The sequence below is a fragment of the Methylobacterium sp. WL6 genome (assembly GCF_008040095.1).
Taxonomy (GTDB): domain Bacteria; phylum Pseudomonadota; class Alphaproteobacteria; order Rhizobiales; family Beijerinckiaceae; genus Methylobacterium.
In genome coordinates this window covers 1-14,106 of record NZ_VRVH01000103.1, presented here as the reverse complement: position 1 = coordinate 14,106, position 14,106 = coordinate 1, and the positions used below count along the sequence as shown (strand labels likewise).

Annotated in this window: 15 protein-coding genes; 5 read left to right on the top strand and 10 right to left on the bottom strand. The window is 70.2% G+C overall.

Annotation, left to right across the window (positions count from 1 at the left end; genetic code table 11):
- Window positions 1-377 (top strand): DUF2252 family protein (locus tag FV230_RS14965; RefSeq protein WP_147842968.1); only part of this gene is annotated, 377 nt, incomplete at its 5' end.
- 32 nt (window positions 378-409) lie between these two features.
- Here the strand turns inward: FV230_RS14965 and FV230_RS14960 are convergent.
- Window positions 410-1,954 carry a helicase HerA-like domain-containing protein gene (locus FV230_RS14960; protein ID WP_147842967.1) on the bottom strand — a complete coding sequence of 515 codons (1,545 nt, stop codon included), beginning with the start codon at window positions 1,952-1,954 and terminating at the stop codon, window positions 410-412.
- Window positions 1,955-2,091: 137 nt separating this feature from the next.
- On the opposite strand from FV230_RS14960, the gene FV230_RS14955 reads away from it, so the two are divergent.
- Both FV230_RS14955 and FV230_RS14950 read left to right on the top strand, forming a co-directional pair.
- Complete coding sequence (locus tag FV230_RS14955; protein ID WP_147726661.1) at window positions 2,092-2,478, top strand: DUF2780 domain-containing protein; 387 nt, start codon at window positions 2,092-2,094, stop codon at window positions 2,476-2,478.
- A gap of 151 nt (window positions 2,479-2,629) precedes the next feature.
- The gene (locus FV230_RS14950) at window positions 2,630-3,655 is read left to right on the top strand and encodes a GNAT family N-acyltransferase (protein ID WP_147842966.1); all 1,026 of its coding nucleotides are present in this window, start codon (window positions 2,630-2,632) and stop codon (window positions 3,653-3,655) included.
- A gap of 63 nt (window positions 3,656-3,718) precedes the next feature.
- Here FV230_RS14950 and FV230_RS14945 read toward each other — a convergent pair whose 3' ends face one another.
- A complete protein-coding gene (locus FV230_RS14945; RefSeq protein ID WP_147842965.1) occupies window positions 3,719-4,891 on the bottom strand; it encodes a zinc-dependent alcohol dehydrogenase in 1,173 nt (390 codons plus the stop codon).
- Between the two features lie 201 nt (window positions 4,892-5,092).
- Between FV230_RS14945 and FV230_RS14940 the strand changes: the two genes are divergently transcribed.
- Window positions 5,093-5,716 (top strand): glutathione S-transferase family protein, encoded by a 624-nt coding sequence (locus tag FV230_RS14940; protein ID WP_147842964.1) that lies wholly within the window; start codon window positions 5,093-5,095, stop codon window positions 5,714-5,716.
- 146 nt (window positions 5,717-5,862) lie between these two features.
- Here the strand turns inward: FV230_RS14940 and FV230_RS14935 are convergent, their stop codons facing one another.
- Both FV230_RS14935 and ilvD read right to left on the bottom strand, forming a co-directional pair.
- Window positions 5,863-6,759, bottom strand: coding sequence for a tetratricopeptide repeat protein (locus tag FV230_RS14935; protein ID WP_147842963.1), 897 nt, complete (start codon window positions 6,757-6,759; stop codon window positions 5,863-5,865).
- A complete protein-coding gene (gene ilvD, locus FV230_RS14930) occupies window positions 6,746-8,476 on the bottom strand; it encodes a dihydroxy-acid dehydratase (RefSeq protein ID WP_147842962.1) in 1,731 nt (576 codons plus the stop codon). The genes FV230_RS14935 and ilvD overlap by 14 nt, the downstream gene beginning before the upstream one ends.
- 599 nt (window positions 8,477-9,075) lie before the next feature.
- On the opposite strand from ilvD, the gene FV230_RS14925 reads away from it, so the two are divergent.
- Window positions 9,076-9,603, top strand: a complete 528-nt coding sequence (locus tag FV230_RS14925; protein WP_147842961.1) for a hypothetical protein — start codon at window positions 9,076-9,078, stop codon at window positions 9,601-9,603.
- Window positions 9,604-9,613: 10 nt separating this feature from the next.
- On the opposite strand, the gene eutC is transcribed toward FV230_RS14925, so the two are convergent.
- From eutC to FV230_RS14895, 6 genes are all read right to left on the bottom strand, one after another.
- Window positions 9,614-10,390, bottom strand: coding sequence for an ethanolamine ammonia-lyase subunit EutC (gene eutC / locus FV230_RS14920; RefSeq protein ID WP_147842960.1), 777 nt, complete (start codon window positions 10,388-10,390; stop codon window positions 9,614-9,616).
- On the bottom strand, window positions 10,387-11,769 hold the full coding sequence (locus FV230_RS14915; RefSeq protein WP_147842959.1) for an ethanolamine ammonia-lyase subunit EutB: 1,383 nt from the start codon (window positions 11,767-11,769) through the stop codon (window positions 10,387-10,389). Before FV230_RS14915 ends, eutC begins: the two co-directional genes overlap by 4 nt.
- Before the next feature lie 66 nt (window positions 11,770-11,835).
- Window positions 11,836-12,237 carry an HI0074 family nucleotidyltransferase substrate-binding subunit gene (locus FV230_RS14910; protein WP_147842958.1) on the bottom strand — a complete coding sequence of 134 codons (402 nt, stop codon included), beginning with the start codon at window positions 12,235-12,237 and terminating at the stop codon, window positions 11,836-11,838.
- The gene (locus FV230_RS14905) at window positions 12,218-12,553 is read right to left on the bottom strand and encodes a nucleotidyltransferase domain-containing protein (RefSeq protein ID WP_210248632.1); all 336 of its coding nucleotides are present in this window, start codon (window positions 12,551-12,553) and stop codon (window positions 12,218-12,220) included. The genes FV230_RS14910 and FV230_RS14905 overlap by 20 nt, the downstream gene beginning before the upstream one ends.
- A gap of 75 nt (window positions 12,554-12,628) precedes the next feature.
- On the bottom strand, window positions 12,629-13,489 hold the full coding sequence (locus FV230_RS14900; protein ID WP_147842957.1) for a transglutaminase family protein: 861 nt from the start codon (window positions 13,487-13,489) through the stop codon (window positions 12,629-12,631).
- An 85-nt stretch (window positions 13,490-13,574) separates the two neighbouring features.
- Window positions 13,575-14,106: LUD domain-containing protein (locus FV230_RS14895; RefSeq protein WP_147842956.1), on the bottom strand; the 532-nt coding region annotated here is incomplete at its 5' end.

Sequence of the window (14,106 nt, the reverse complement as noted above, 5' to 3'; positions counted from 1 at the left end):
AGCGGGTGATCTACGGCCAGCGCCTGCTCCAGGGCGTCGGCGACCCGCTGCTCGGCTGGACCACGATCGCCGACCGCCCGTTCTACGTGCGGCAGATGAAGAACATGAAGGGCGAGATCCCGGTCTCCTGCATGACCGGGCAGCCGCTGCTGTACTTCTCCTGGGCCTACGGCGCGCTGCTCGCCCGCGCGCATGCCCGCACCGGCGACGCGGCGGCCATCGCCGGCTATTGCGGCAAGGACCGCCACGCCGACCTGCGCGAGGCGCTGGCCGACTGGGCGCACGCCTACGGCGACCGGAACGCGGCGGACTACCAGGCCTTCCTCGCCGCGATCGAGGCGGGCCGGCTCGAGGCGGCACCCGATCCCTGCCTGTGACCCGGCGCGGCCCGCGCCGCGCCCGCTCCCTGCTACCGCTTCGTCAGCCCGCCGAGCACGTTGCGCAGGATCGCGTTGCCGACCTGGGTGCCGACGCTGCGCGCCATGGAGCGCGCCGCATTCGACACGACCTGCTCGGCGAGGCTCTGCGGCGCCTTGCGGCCCCCCTTGCCGCCACCCTTGGCGGCGGGCGTGCCGAACACGCTGCCCATGATGCTGCCGAGGAACCCGCCGAGGCCGCCTTCCGAGGCCTGCGCCGCCTCGGCCGGGGCGGCGTCGAGATTCTTGCGCTTGGCCAGCATCTCGTAGGCGCTCTCGCTGTCGATCGCCGCATCGTACTTGCCGCGCAGGGGGCTCCGGGCGATCAGGTCGGCGCGCTCGGCCGGCGTCAGCGGACCGACGCGCCCCTGGGGCGGCGCGATCAGGGCGCGCTCGACCACCGACGGCGTCCCCTTCGGCTCCAAGAAGCTGACCAGGGCCTCGCCGACGCCGAGCTGGGTGATCGCCTCCGCGACGTCGAAGCCGGGATTCTGCCGGAAGGTCTCCGCGGCCGCCTTCACCGCGCGCTGGTCGCGGGGGGTGAAGGCGCGCAGCGCGTGCTGGACCCGGTTGCCGAGCTGGCCCAGCACCGTCTCGGGCACGTCGAGGGGGTTCTGCGTCACGAAGTAGACGCCGACGCCCTTCGAGCGGATCAGCCGCACCACCTGCTCGACCGCGTCCAGCAGCGCCTTCGGTGCATCGTTGAACAGCAGGTGCGCCTCGTCGAAGAAGAACACCAGCTTCGGCTTGTCCAGGTCGCCCACCTCGGGCAGCTGCTCGAACAGCTCGGAGAGCATCCACAGCAGGAACGAGGCGTAGAGCCGAGGCCGCTGCATCAGCTTGTCGGCGGCCAGGATGTTGACGACGCCGCGCCCGTCGCGGTCGGTCCGCATGAAGTCCTCGAGGTTGAGGGCCGGCTCGCCGAAGAACCGGTCGGCGTTCTGGTTCTCGAGCATCAGGAGCTGGCGCTGGATCGCGCCGACCGACGCCGCCGAGACGTTGCCGTACTGGCCGGAGATCGTCTTGAGGTTCTCCGAGCAGAAGGCCAGCAGCGCGCGCAGGTCCTTCAGGTCGATCACCGGCCACTGGTTCTCATCGGCGACGCGGAAGGCGATGTTGAGGACGCCCTCCTGCGTGTCGTTGAGCTCGAGCAGCCGCGCCAGCAGCAGCGGCCCCATCTCGGTCACGGTGCAGCGGATCGGATGGCCCTGCTCGCCGAACAGGTCCCAGAACACGGTCGGGAAGCGGTCGGGCTCGTAGGCGATGCCGAGTTCCTCGGCGCGCTTGACGAAGACGGGCATGGATTCCCCGGCCGCCGCCAGGCCCGAGAGGTCGCCCTTCACGTCCGCCGCGAAGACCGGGACGCCGGCATTGGAGAAGCCCTCGGCCATCACCTGCAGCGTCACGGTCTTGCCGGTGCCGGTCGCGCCGGCCACCAGCCCGTGCCGGTTGGCGAGCTTGAGCGTCAGCACCTCGGGCTTCGGCGCGCCGGTCTTCGGGATGCTTTTTCCAACGAGGATGCTGCCGTCGCCCGCCATCACGCCCAATCCCCTTCGCACCACCGGTGAAGGTTATGCCGGCCGAAGACCGGCTTTGCCAGATGCGCGGCCGTTTTGCTTGATTTCTGCTTCCCTAAGCCCGAAGGACGAGGAAACACCCTCGGGAGCTGCCGATCATGGAAGAACTCATCGCCCGCGTGACCAACCGCACCGGGCTCGATGCCGCGACGGCGCAGACCGCGATCGGGCACATCCTGGCGTTCCTCCAGAAGGAGGGCCCCGCCACGGAGGTGAGCCAGCTGATGGCGGCGATGCCGGGCGCCGAATCCCTGGTCGCGACCTCGAACGCCGACGAGGGCGGCGGCGGCCTCATGGGCATGCTCGGCGGCATGATGGGCGGCGGCGTGATGGCGCTCGGCCAGAAGCTGATGGCGGCCGGCGTGCCGATGGGCCAGATGCAGCCGCTCGGCCAGGAGCTGTTCGCCTACGGCCGCGAGAAGGCCGGCGAGGACGTGATGGGGCCGATCGTCGGCTCCGTCCCCGGCCTCAGCCAGTTCGTCTGAGACCGGACGGCCTTCGGGCTCGCGGGACGCTCACGGGCGCCGGCGCGGGCCTGTCATAAAAGCGTGCGGCCTTCGTGATTGTGTCCGGTTCCAGGGCCTGGAGCCGGCCGCCCCGCGGGGGCGCGCTCCCGACCCGGAATGGGCGTCGACCATGGTCGCGAAGTTTACGCGTGGGGCCTCCGCCGCTTGGGACGCGATCCGGGCCAACGGCTGGGACAGCGTCGAGTCCCCCATCGCGAAGCTGAAGCGCAAGTCGGCCGACGGCACCCTGCCCGGCTTCGGTGGCCGCAGCCTGACCCCGCCCGGCGCCACGCCGATCCGCTTCAAGGCCAAGGGTGCGGGCAAGCCCCTCCCCGAGCTGGGCCCGAGCCTCGGCCGCATCGGCAGCCTCGAGGTGTGCCTCGCCACCCGCAAGTCCGAGATCCGCCGGGCGCAGCGGCTGCGCTACCAGGTGTTCTACGAGGAGATGTCGGCGATCCCCAGCGGCATGGCGATGCTGTCGCGGCGCGACGTCGACGCCTACGATGCGGTCTGCGACCACCTCCTGGTGATCGATCACGCCGCGACCGACGCGAAGCCGTTCCGCAAGGCGCGGCCCAAGGTGGTCGGCACCTATCGCCTGCTCCGCGGCGAGGCGGCCGAGCGCCATTTCGGCTTCTACTCGGCCTCCGAGTTCGACATCGCGCCGCTGCTCGCGGCTCATCCCGGCAAGCGCCTGCTCGAGCTCGGCCGCTCCTGCGTGCTGAAGCCCTATCGCACCAAGCGCACGGTCGAGCTGCTCTGGGCCGGCATCTACGCCTACGTGCTGCACCACCGCATCGACGCGCTGATCGGCTGCGCCAGCCTCGACGGCACCGATCCCTCCCGCCTCGCGTTGCCCCTGAGCTTCCTGCACCACCATGCCCGTGCGCCCGACGGCTGGCGGGCCCGGGCGCTGCCCGAGCGCTACGTGCCGATGGACCGGCTCGACCGCGAAGCGATCGACCCGAAGGCCGCCCTGCAGGCGCTGCCGCCGCTGATCAAGGGCTATCTCCGCGTCGGCGCCACCTTCGGCGACGGGGCGGTGATCGACCGCCAGTTCGGCACCACTGACGTCTTCGTCGTGCTGCCGGTGACGGCGATCGGCACGCGCTACCTCGGCCACTTCGCGCCGACGGCGAACACGCGGGCGGCGTGAGCCCCCGCGGCGAGCGACGCCGGCGACGGTCCGTTCCGGACCGCGCCAGCATCGCCCCGTCGGTCAGTTCGGGTGGAACACGACCTTCACGCAACCGTCCTTCTTGTCCCGGAACGTCTTGTAGAGGTCCGGCCCGTCGGCGAGGTTGGTGGAGCGGTGGGTGATCATCGACGTCATGTCGATCTTCCCCTCCTGGATCAGCTTGGTCAGCGTCTCCAGGTAGCGCTTCACGTGGGTCTGCCCGCTCTTCATGGTCAGGCCCTTCTGGACGATCATGCCCATGTTGACCGGGATCGGGCCGCCGTAGACGCCGGGCACCGAGACGATGCCGCAGGGGCGCACCGCCTTGATCGCCTCCATCAGGGCGTAGGGCCGCTCGGTCGAGGTCAGCTTCTCCTGGATCGTGTTGACGAGGCTGGCCACGCCATGGCCGGCGCTGGCCTCCATGCCGACGCAGTCGATGACGCCGTCGGCGCCCTCGCCCTTGCTGATCTCCTTGATCCGCTCGAACACATCTTCTTTCGCGTAGTCGATGATGTCGGTCGCGCCGTAGGTGCGGGCGAGCGCCAGGCGCTCGGGCACCGTGTCGATCGCGATGATGCGCTCGGCGCCCATGATCTTGGCGGACTGGATCGCGAACAGGCCGACCGGGCCCGCGCCCCAGACCGCGATGATCTCGCCGCCCTTGATCTCGCAATGCTCGGCGCCCTGCCATCCGGTCGGCAGGATGTCGGTGAGGAACAGCAGCGACTCGTCGTCGACGCCCTCGGGCGCCAGCATCGGCGCCACGTCGGCCATCGGCACGCGCACGTACTCGGCCTGCCCGCCGCCGTAGCCGCCGGTGAGGTGCGAGTAGCCGAACAGGCCGGCGGTGGTGTAGCCGAACTGGGCGGCGGCCATGGCGGCGTTGCGGTTCGAGCGCTGGCAGACGGAGTAGTTCCCGAGCCGGCACTGGCGGCATTCGCCGCAATTGATGTTGAACGGCACGACCACGCGGTCGCCCTTCCTGAACTTGGTGAAGCCCTGCCCGACCTCGACGACCTCGCCCATGAACTCGTGGCCGAGCACGTCGCCCGCCTCCATGGTCGGCATCTGGCCGTCCATCAGGTGGAGGTCCGAGCCGCAGATGGCGCAGGACGTCACCTTGATGATGATGTCGCGCGCATCCTCGATCCGCGGATCGGGGACCGTGTCGCAGCGGATGTCGCCCTTGCCGTGCCAGCACAGCGCTTTCATGGAAATCCTCTCGTGACGGCGGAATCGCGGCCCACGGAGGTGCGGGCTCGTGCGGGTAAGTGCCCAATCGTACGGCCAAGTTCCGATGGCCCGTCGAATGGCCGCAGCGGTCCGACCGCATCCGGGGGGCCGGTCGCGGCCGTGCCGCCGGGATCCGTGCTACGAGGCGCCCTCCGCAAACCCAATGGGTCCAGAACCAGCATGATCGTCTACGGCACCGGCTATTCGCCCTACGTCCGCAAGATCCTCGTGGCGCTCGCCGAGAAGGGCGTGCTTTACGAGCACGTGCCCTGCATGTTCCACGCGCCCGATGCCGCGTTCCAGGCGGCGAGCCCGCTCGGCAAGATCCCGGCGATCGACGACGACGGCTTCAAGCTCGCCGATTCCTCCGCGATCCTGTGGTACCTGGAGCGCAAGCACCCGGACCCGGCGCTGATGCCGGCCGACGCGAAGGCGCTCGGCCGCGCGGTCTGGTACGACAAGTTCGGCGACACGGAGCTGTTCGGCCCGCTGGTCGTGGCGTTCCGCGAGCGGGTGCTGAAGCCCAACATGATGGGCAGGCCCTGCGACGACGCCGCGGTCGCCAAGTCGCTCGACACCGACCTGCCGCCGCTGTTCGACCATCTCGAGGGTCGGATCGACGGCGCGTTCCTGGTCGGCGACGCCTTCTCGATCGCCGACATCGCGATCGCGACCGGCTTCTACAACTTCCACCTCGCGGACGCGAAGATCGACGCCGCCCGCTGGCCGAAGCTCGCGGCCTACGTCGACGGCATCCTGGCGCGCCCGTCCTTCGTCACGGCCATGGCCGCGCGCAAGGGCTGAGCGCCGTCCGATAGACCGCGTTACTGATGGACTCGGTTCAGCGCGTCTCCCTCCCCCCCCGGCGGGGAGGGAGGAACCCGTGCCGGGTTCGATTCGCGTCGCGGGATATGACGTCGCCCCGGCCGGGCCGTCGTGCCGGCCCGGGTTCAGCGGCGGCGCTTGATCGAGCCCACCGTCTGCACCTGGGCCTGCGCCTCGGCGCGGTCCTCGTCGCTGGCCGCTGCCCAGTTCTTCTCGTAGAGCGCGACGATCCACGCGTCCTTGCGCCCCTCGACGCCCTCGCGGGCCAGCGAGAGCCACATCAGGCCACGGGCGCGCTGCACCGGCACGCCGCCCATGCCGTTCATCAGCATGTCGCCCAAGAGCGCCTGGGCCGGGTGGTGGCCCTTCTCGGCGGCGAGGTTGAACCAGCGCGCGGCCTGGCGCGCGTCGGCCTCGACGCCGGTGCCGTCGAGGTAGAGGCGGGCGAGGTTGTACTGCGCGTTCGGGTCGCCGAAATACGACGCCGCGTAGTTGAACATGTCGTAGGCCCGCTCGGGGTTCGGGCGCACGTAGGTGCCCTTGATCCCGTCGAGGAAGTAGCTGCCGAGCGCGGTGAAGGCGCTCGCCGTCACCGCCGAGGTCTGCGCGTCGGGCCCGTCGTCGGTGCCGGAATCGGCGATCCGCGAAAAGAACTCGAACGCCTTCAGGTCGTCGTGCGGGACGCCGTCGCCCTCGGCATACATCCGGCCGAGCTTCCACAGGGCGAGCGCGTGGCCCTGGTCGGCGGCGTATTCGAGCGCGCGGGCCGCGCCCTCCTTGTCGCCGGCATTGTACTCGCGCACGCCGGCCCGCAGCGCGTCCTTGGCGCTGCGGTAGCTCTTCTCCGGCACGGGCGTGCGGACGCTGGCGTCGAGCGCCTCCGTCGCCGGCGTGCCGGCGAGCAGGGTCGCGACCGCCGTCGCGGCGAGCGCGAGGCCGCGCAGGTGCACGTTCAGCCCGCCGCGGGACCGACGGGGATCGGCCCGGTCCGGCCGGTCGCGGTCGGTCCTAGACGTCCGCATAGCTCTGGATCTCCTCGGCGCCGCCCGGATGGGTCACGGCGCCGTTCACGGCGGGTCCGACGGTCTGCGCGTACTTCCAGAGGTAGCCGGAGGTCGCGGAATTGGTCCGCGGCGTCCACGCCTTGCGGCGCGCGTCGAGCTCGGCGTCGGAGAGCGCCACGTCGAGGGTGCCCTTGATCGCGTCGAGCGTGATCATGTCGCCGTCGCGCAGCAGCCCGATCGGCCCGCCCACCGCCGCCTCGGGCCCGACATGGCCGACGCAGAAGCCGCGGGTGGCGCCGGAGAAGCGCCCGTCGGTGATGAGGGCGACCTTGTCGCCCATGCCCTGGCCGTAGAGCGCGGCGGTGGTGGACAGCATCTCGCGCATGCCGGGGCCGCCCTTCGGGCCCTCGTAGCGGATCACCAGGACCTCGCCCTCCTTGTAGGTGCGCTTCTGGACGGCCTCGAAGCAGGCCTCCTCGCCGTCGAACACCCGCGCCGGGCCGGTGAAGACCTGCTTGTTCAGCGGCATGCCGGCGACCTTCACGATCGCGCCCTCGGTGGCGAGGTTGCCCTTGAGGCCGACGACGCCGCCGGTCGGGGTGATCGGGCTGCCGGCCGAGCGGACCACGTCCTGGTCCGGGTTCCAGCGGACGTGCTCCATGTTCTCGGCGATGGTGCGGCCGGTCACCGTCATGCAGTCGCCGTGGATGAAGCCGTGGTCGAGCAGGGTCTTGATCAGGAGCGGGATGCCGCCGACCTCGAACATGTCCTTGGCGACGTAGCGGCCGCCCGGCTTCAGGTCGGCGACGTAGGGCGTGCGCCGGAAGATCTCGGCGACGTCGAACAGGTCGAACTTGATCCCGCACTCGTGCGCGATCGCCGGCAGGTGGAGCGCGGCGTTGGTCGAGCCGCCGGACGCGGCGACGGCAGCAGCGGCGTTCTCCAGGGACTTGCGGGTGACGATGTCGCGCGGGCGGATGTTCTTGGCCAGCAGCTCCATCACCTTCTCGCCGGCGGTGGCGCAGAACTGGTCGCGGATCTCGTAAGGCGCCGGCGCGCCGGCCGAGTAGGGCAGCGCAAGGCCGATCGCCTCGGAGACGGTGGCCATGGTGTTGGCGGTGAACTGCGCGCCGCAGGCGCCGGCCGAGGGGCAGGCGACCTGCTCGAGCTCGTCGAGGTCGTCGAGGCTCATGTCGCCGACCGCGACCTTGCCGACCGCCTCGAACAGGTCCTGCACGGTGACCGGGCGGCCGCGGAACGAGCCCGGCAGGATCGAGCCGCCGTAGATGAAGATCGACGGCACGTTGAGGCGCACCATCGCCATCATCATGCCCGGCAGCGACTTGTCGCAGCCGGCGAGGCCGACCAGGGCGTCGTAGGCGTGGCCGCGCATGGTCAGCTCGACGGAATCGGCGATGACCTCGCGCGACGGCAGCGAGGCGCGCATGCCGGCGTGCCCCATGGCGATGCCGTCGGTGACGGTGATGGTGCAGAACTCGCGCGGGGTGCCGTGGGCGGCCGCGACGCCCTTCTTCACCGCCTGCGCCTGGCGCATCAGCGAGATGTTGCACGGGGCGGCCTCGTTCCAGCACGACGCCACGCCGACGAGCGGCTGGTGGATCTGCTGCTTGGTCAGGCCCATCGCATAGAGATACGAGCGGTGCGGCGCGCGGTCGGCCCCCTCCGTGACGTGGCGGCTCGGCAGCTTCGACTTGTCGTTCGTAGGCGCGTCCATGACCTGTCCCGCACCCCCGGGTCCGCTACGCATCGGCCGATCCCCGGCAGGGTGCGAACGACCGTCCCGCAGCGTCGACCGACGTTGCGCGAGGAGGCTCGACCACGCTCTTGGAATCGCTCGCAACCGAGCGGTAACCGGTTGGGGGAAAAGCCGTTTACCGCGGATGCTGAGGTGGTCCCGGTTTATGGCGGGATCGCGGCGGTTGAAGGCAGGTCTCGGGGCAAACCCGGGATGCTTTCGCGGTGTTGCGACCCCGCCACAGCCGCGTTTGGCTTGCTCGGCGCCCAGATATTCAGACGTGCGGGCCGGTGATCGTTCTGGACACGTGAGCGGGCGGCACTGCGTATGCTCGCATTGACGACGCATCTGTGCGAGCCATGGCCGAAGACGAAAGACGACCCTTGCGCGGAGGGCGGATGTTCACCCGCGATCCCTGGTTCGGCTTGCGAAGCCGACCACGGTTCGACGAGTTTCGACGATGGTGGCACCGCGAAAAAGCGAGGGCTGGGCTCGGCGATTTGACGACGCGGCGGGAGGCGGAGGATACTTACGCGGACTGGGCCAGTTCACATCCGCCGAAGGAGCGGTCGTAACGCATGGTCTCAAACACGCTCGTTCTGCCCAGGCAGTCTTCCGTCGCGGATGCCGCAGGCTCCGGTGATGAGGAAGCCCTGGTAGCCACGCTCGAAGACCTGAAGGGCCACGCGCCCTCCCCCGACGCCTTGAGGGACGTGGCGGAGATCCTGCAGTCCACACGATCCCGCCGCGTGCGGAATACGGCTGCGTTGGCGCTGGCGGACTGCGGTCTTGCGGAGATGTCCGAGCCCATCGTCACGACCTTGCGGGACGAACGGGTCGCCGGAGAAGCGGGAACGCTTCTGTTCGCTCTCAGCGAGCTGGGCGGCACCCTGCCGCTTGACTTGGCCGCTCGGCTGATCGCGAAGGGATCGTACGAAGCACGTGCCGAAACGCTGATCTTCTTCGAGCTTGGCCGCGTCGATCGCGCCGACGAGGAAACGTACCGATCGGCGAAAGCCGCGTTGGCGGCCTTATTGACCTCCGAGAACGCTGAAGTCGCAGAAGCGGCGGAGCTTGCCCTTTGCCTGCTGGATGCAACCGCCTGACGGGTATCGCTTACACGTCGATCATGTTCGCTTCTTGAGCCGCGGCGAGCGCGGCGTCGCTCTCGTCCTTCAGGGACACGCCGGTCAGCCCGCGGGCGAAGGCCTGGGTCAGGAGCCAGTCGAGCTTGAACGCGGCGAGCGGGTGCGAGAGCCCGGCGGGGCGGACGTTCGAGATGCAGTTGCGCTCGGCGTCCGAGCGGCCGGGGCGCGGCGCGAAGGTGAGGTAGATCCCGAGGCTGTCGGGCGAGGACAGGCCGGGACGCTCGCCGATCAGCACCGCTACCGCGCGGGCCTTGAGGGCGCTGCCGACGGCGTCGCCGAGCGCGACGCGGGCCTGCGTTGCGACGACCACCGGCGCGAGCCGCCAGCCGGCCCCGTCGGCATGCGGCTTGAAGGCCGCAAGGAAACCGGCCGCGCCCTCGTGCACGGCACGGGCCGACAACCCGTCGGCGACGACGATCGCGAGATCGACCGGATCGCCGGCGGCCTGCTCGAGGGCCTGGCGGCCCTCCTCCGCCAAGGCGCGCCCGAGGTCGGGCCGGCGCAGGTAGGTCGCGCGGTCGGCCGCCCGCGAGGCGACCCGGAGCGTCGCGAAACCCAACGCCGCGATCGCCTGTGCGGTCGCATCGGCATCCATCGGCGCGTGCACGGCGTCGCGGGCCTGGGCGTGGGCGAGGCCGAAGCGCAGGACCTCGCGGGTCGGCAGGCCGCTCCCGGCCCGCCCGAGGCCGATCCGGGCGGGCGTCAGCCCGGCGAGCCGCGCCCAGACCTTCGCGTCCTCGCTCATGCGGCGAGCCCCGAAGCGTCGGCGAGCAGCGGCGATCCCGGCTCCGCGGGCAGCAGCCTGCCGTGATCGTCCGTCATCCCGAGGGCGTGCAGCCACGCCTCGAACTCGGGGGCGCGCTTGAGGCCCAGAACCTCGCGGACGTAGAGGGAGTCGTGGAACGAGGTGGATTGGTAGTTCAGCATCACGTCGTCGGCGCCGGGCACGCCCATCACGTAGGTGCAGCCGGCCGCCCCCAGCAGCGTCAGCAGCACGTCCATGTCGTTCTGGTCGGCCTCGGCGTGGTTGGTGTAGCAGACGTCCACGCCGAGCGGGACGCCCATCAGCTTGCCGCAGAAGTGGTCCTCGAGCCCGGCGCGGATGATCTCCTTGCCGTCGTAGAGGTATTCCGGCCCGATGAAGCCGACGACGGTGTTGACGAGAAGCGGCCGGAACGGGCGCGCCACCGCGTAGGCCCGCGCCTCCAGCGTCTGCTGGTCGATGCCGTGATGGGCGTTCGCGGACAGCGCCGAGCCCTGCCCGGTCTCGAAATACATGCCGTTGTCGCCGACCGTCCCGCGCTTCAGCGCCAGCATCGCCTCGTGCGCCTCCTTCAGGATCGCCAGCGTGACGCCGAACCCGGCGTTGGCGCCCTGCGTGCCGGCGATCGACTGGAACACGAGGTCGACCGGCAGCCCACGGTTCATCGCCTCGAGGGTGGTGGTGACGTGGGTCAGCACGCAGCCCTGCGTCGGGATCGCATGGCGCCGGATGATCGCGTCGAGGAGGTGGAGGAGCTTGCCCAGCGCGGCCACCGAGTCCGAGGCCGGGTTGATGCCGATCACCGCGTCGCCGCAGCCGTAGGACAACCCGTCGAGGATCGCCGCCGTGATCCCGGCGGGATCGTCGGTCGGGTGGTTCGGCTGCAGCCGCACGGCCATCGTGCCGGGCAGGCCGATGGTGTTGCGGAACCGGGTCACCACCCGGCACTTCCGGGCGATCAGGATCAGGTCCTGGTTGCGCGAGATCTTCGAGACCGCCGCCGCCATCTCCGGCGTGATCCCGGGCGCGATTCGCGCCAGCGTCTCGCTGGTCGCGACGAGCAGGAATTCGCGAAAGTCGCCGACGGTGAGGTGCGCGATCTCGGCGAACGCCGCCGCATCGTGGCCGTCGAGGATCAGCCGGGTGACGTCGTCGTCCTCGTAGGCGATCAGGGGCTTGGCCAGGATCTCGCGCAGCGGCACGTCGGCGAGGCACCAGCGCGCGGCCGACCCCTCCTCCGCCGATTCCGCGGCGAGCCCCGCGAGCCGGTCGCCGGAGCGGACCGGCGTCGCCTTCGCCATCAGCTCGGCAAGGTCGGCGAACGCCCAGCTGCGCGGGCCGACGACGTGGCGGTAGGCCATGGCATGCTCCTGACGCCGATGCCGGCTTCCGCTGCGCGAGAGGTGGGAAGCGGCGTCCCCATCCTGTCAGATCGTGCGGTAGCGCTGCGCGAGAAAATCGAAGGTGGTTCGGATGAGCGGCGTGACCTTGGCGATGTCTCGATAGTTGGCCGCCACGAGCTCGTCCGACAGGTAGGCGTGGGATGTGGTGTTGCGGTAATCGAGCATGTCGAGCCAGACCGCCTCGTCGTGTAGCCAGCCGATCCGGAAGGCCTCCTTCACGCTGTCGCGCGGCGTCTTCGGGCTCAGGCCCTCGAATTCGAGGGCGCGCTTCAGGGTCTTCCAGACCAGCTCGATCGTGATCTCGAAGCGGTGGATGGTGCCTTCGAAGACGAGCTCGCCATCCGTCGGGATCGTCAGCGCACGCTCGAGATTGGCGACGGCGCGGCCGAGATTGCCCAGGCTGTCGTCAAGCTTCCGCGCGCTCATAGATCGTGACTCCCTGCGCCAGGACGCGATCCTTGAGTGCGCTCGGCATCGTGTCGAGCCGGGTCACCGAAATCCGATAGAGCGTGGGAAACCGCGCGATCCCGTCGCGAAGCCGCGCCATCGCCGCCGGGTCGAGGCCCGGTGCCTCGATGGCGACATCGATGTCGGACCGGGCATCGTGATCGCCCGCGGCGCGCGACCCGAACACGATGATCGCCCGCACCGCGGGATGGGCCGCCACCGTCTCGATCGCGGCCCGCGCGCTGTCCGGGATGTCGACCGGTCGGTGCTGATGATCGTTGATCGCGCGCGACACGGCATCGCTCCTTTGCCGGGGCTATCGATCCCTTCCTAACACGGACGGGCGATCCGGCGCATCGATGGCGGCGGTTCAGGCCGCGCCCGCATGCGGCGCCGGCACCTCCGTCGAGATCGCGTCGACCGTGCGCTGGGGCGGGCTGCCGAGGCCGTCCGAGCGCGTGATGCGGATCTGCTGGTTGACCGGCTGCATGTTGCCGTAGGGCGTCGAGAACGCGATCTCGGCGGCATCCCGGCCGACGCCGATGCGCACCAGGCCGTCGAGATCGGCCTGGCGGGTCGCGTCGAACAGCCACCAGCGCCCGTCGAGATAGGCCTCGAACACCGCGTGGAAGTCGCTCGGCACCAGGCCGTGCGCGTAGCAGGACACGAAGCGGGCGGGGATGCCCAGCGCGCGGCAGAAGGCGGTGCCGATATGCGCGAAGTCGCGGCACACGCCCGCGCGCTTGAGCAGGCTCTCGTCGGCGGTGGTCTCGCCGTCGCTGGTGCCCGGCTTGTAGGTCATGTGGTCGTGGATCCAGTTGCAGATCTGGTTGACCCGTTGATGCCCCTTCGGCAGCGCGCCGAACTCGGCCTGGGCGAACGGCGTCAGCCGATCGGACGAGACGAAGCGGCTCGGCAGCAGGAAGGGCAGGATGTCGAGCGGCAGCGCCGAGATCGGCGTCTCGTTGATCGTCGCCGGGTCGGCCCGGTGGACGGTGAGCTCGACCTCGGCGTTGTATTCCAGCGCGAACTGGCCCATCGGCACGTTGACGCCGAGGTAACGGTTGAGCAGATCGGGCGTCGTGTAGATGTCGCGCTTCAGGTTCGGCGTCAGCACGAGGGATTCGCTGAGAAGCTCAAGGCTTCGCAAGCGCGCGACCTCCAGGTTGAAGATGAAGGTCGTGTCCGAAAGGATGTTGTAGGACAGGCTGCAGCCGAGAGTGTAGCGCATCGGGCCTCCGTAGCGTTGCCGAGGGTCTAGCCCAAGCAAGGAGCACGCCCGTTCCGAGGTTCCCCGAGCTCGACGGCGCGATCGATCAGGCGGCCCGAACGTCGCCGCGCGGCAACAGGACGACGGTCAGCGAGCGCACGCCCTGCGCCCCGTGGATCAATACGCCCTCGATGTCGGCGGTGGCGGAGGGGCCGGTGTGCAGGACGGCGTAGGCCGCCCCGGCGAAGTCCGGCCGCTTGTAGGCCGCCTGGACGTTGACGACGATGTCGGCGGGGTCGAGCAGCACCACGAGGTGCTGGGCGAGGTAGGCCACCGCGTTCACCACCAGCTCGGCCTCGGTGAACAGCACCGATCCGGTCTCAGCGATGCCGAAGCGGGCGCGCACGATCGCGACGTCGACGTCGTCGACCGCCTGCGGCCGGGTGACGGCGGAAAGGTCGCGGTTGCCGGCATGTTCCGGCACGGCGGAAGCGACGACCTTCGCCGCGTCCAGGCGCTCGCGCACGTGGCCGAGCGGATCGCCGGCGGGGCCGGCCTCGACCACGCGCCCGCCCATGCGCTTCAGTGCCTCGGTGAAGGCCGCGACGTGGTCGTCGGCGACCAGCGGGGCGAAGACC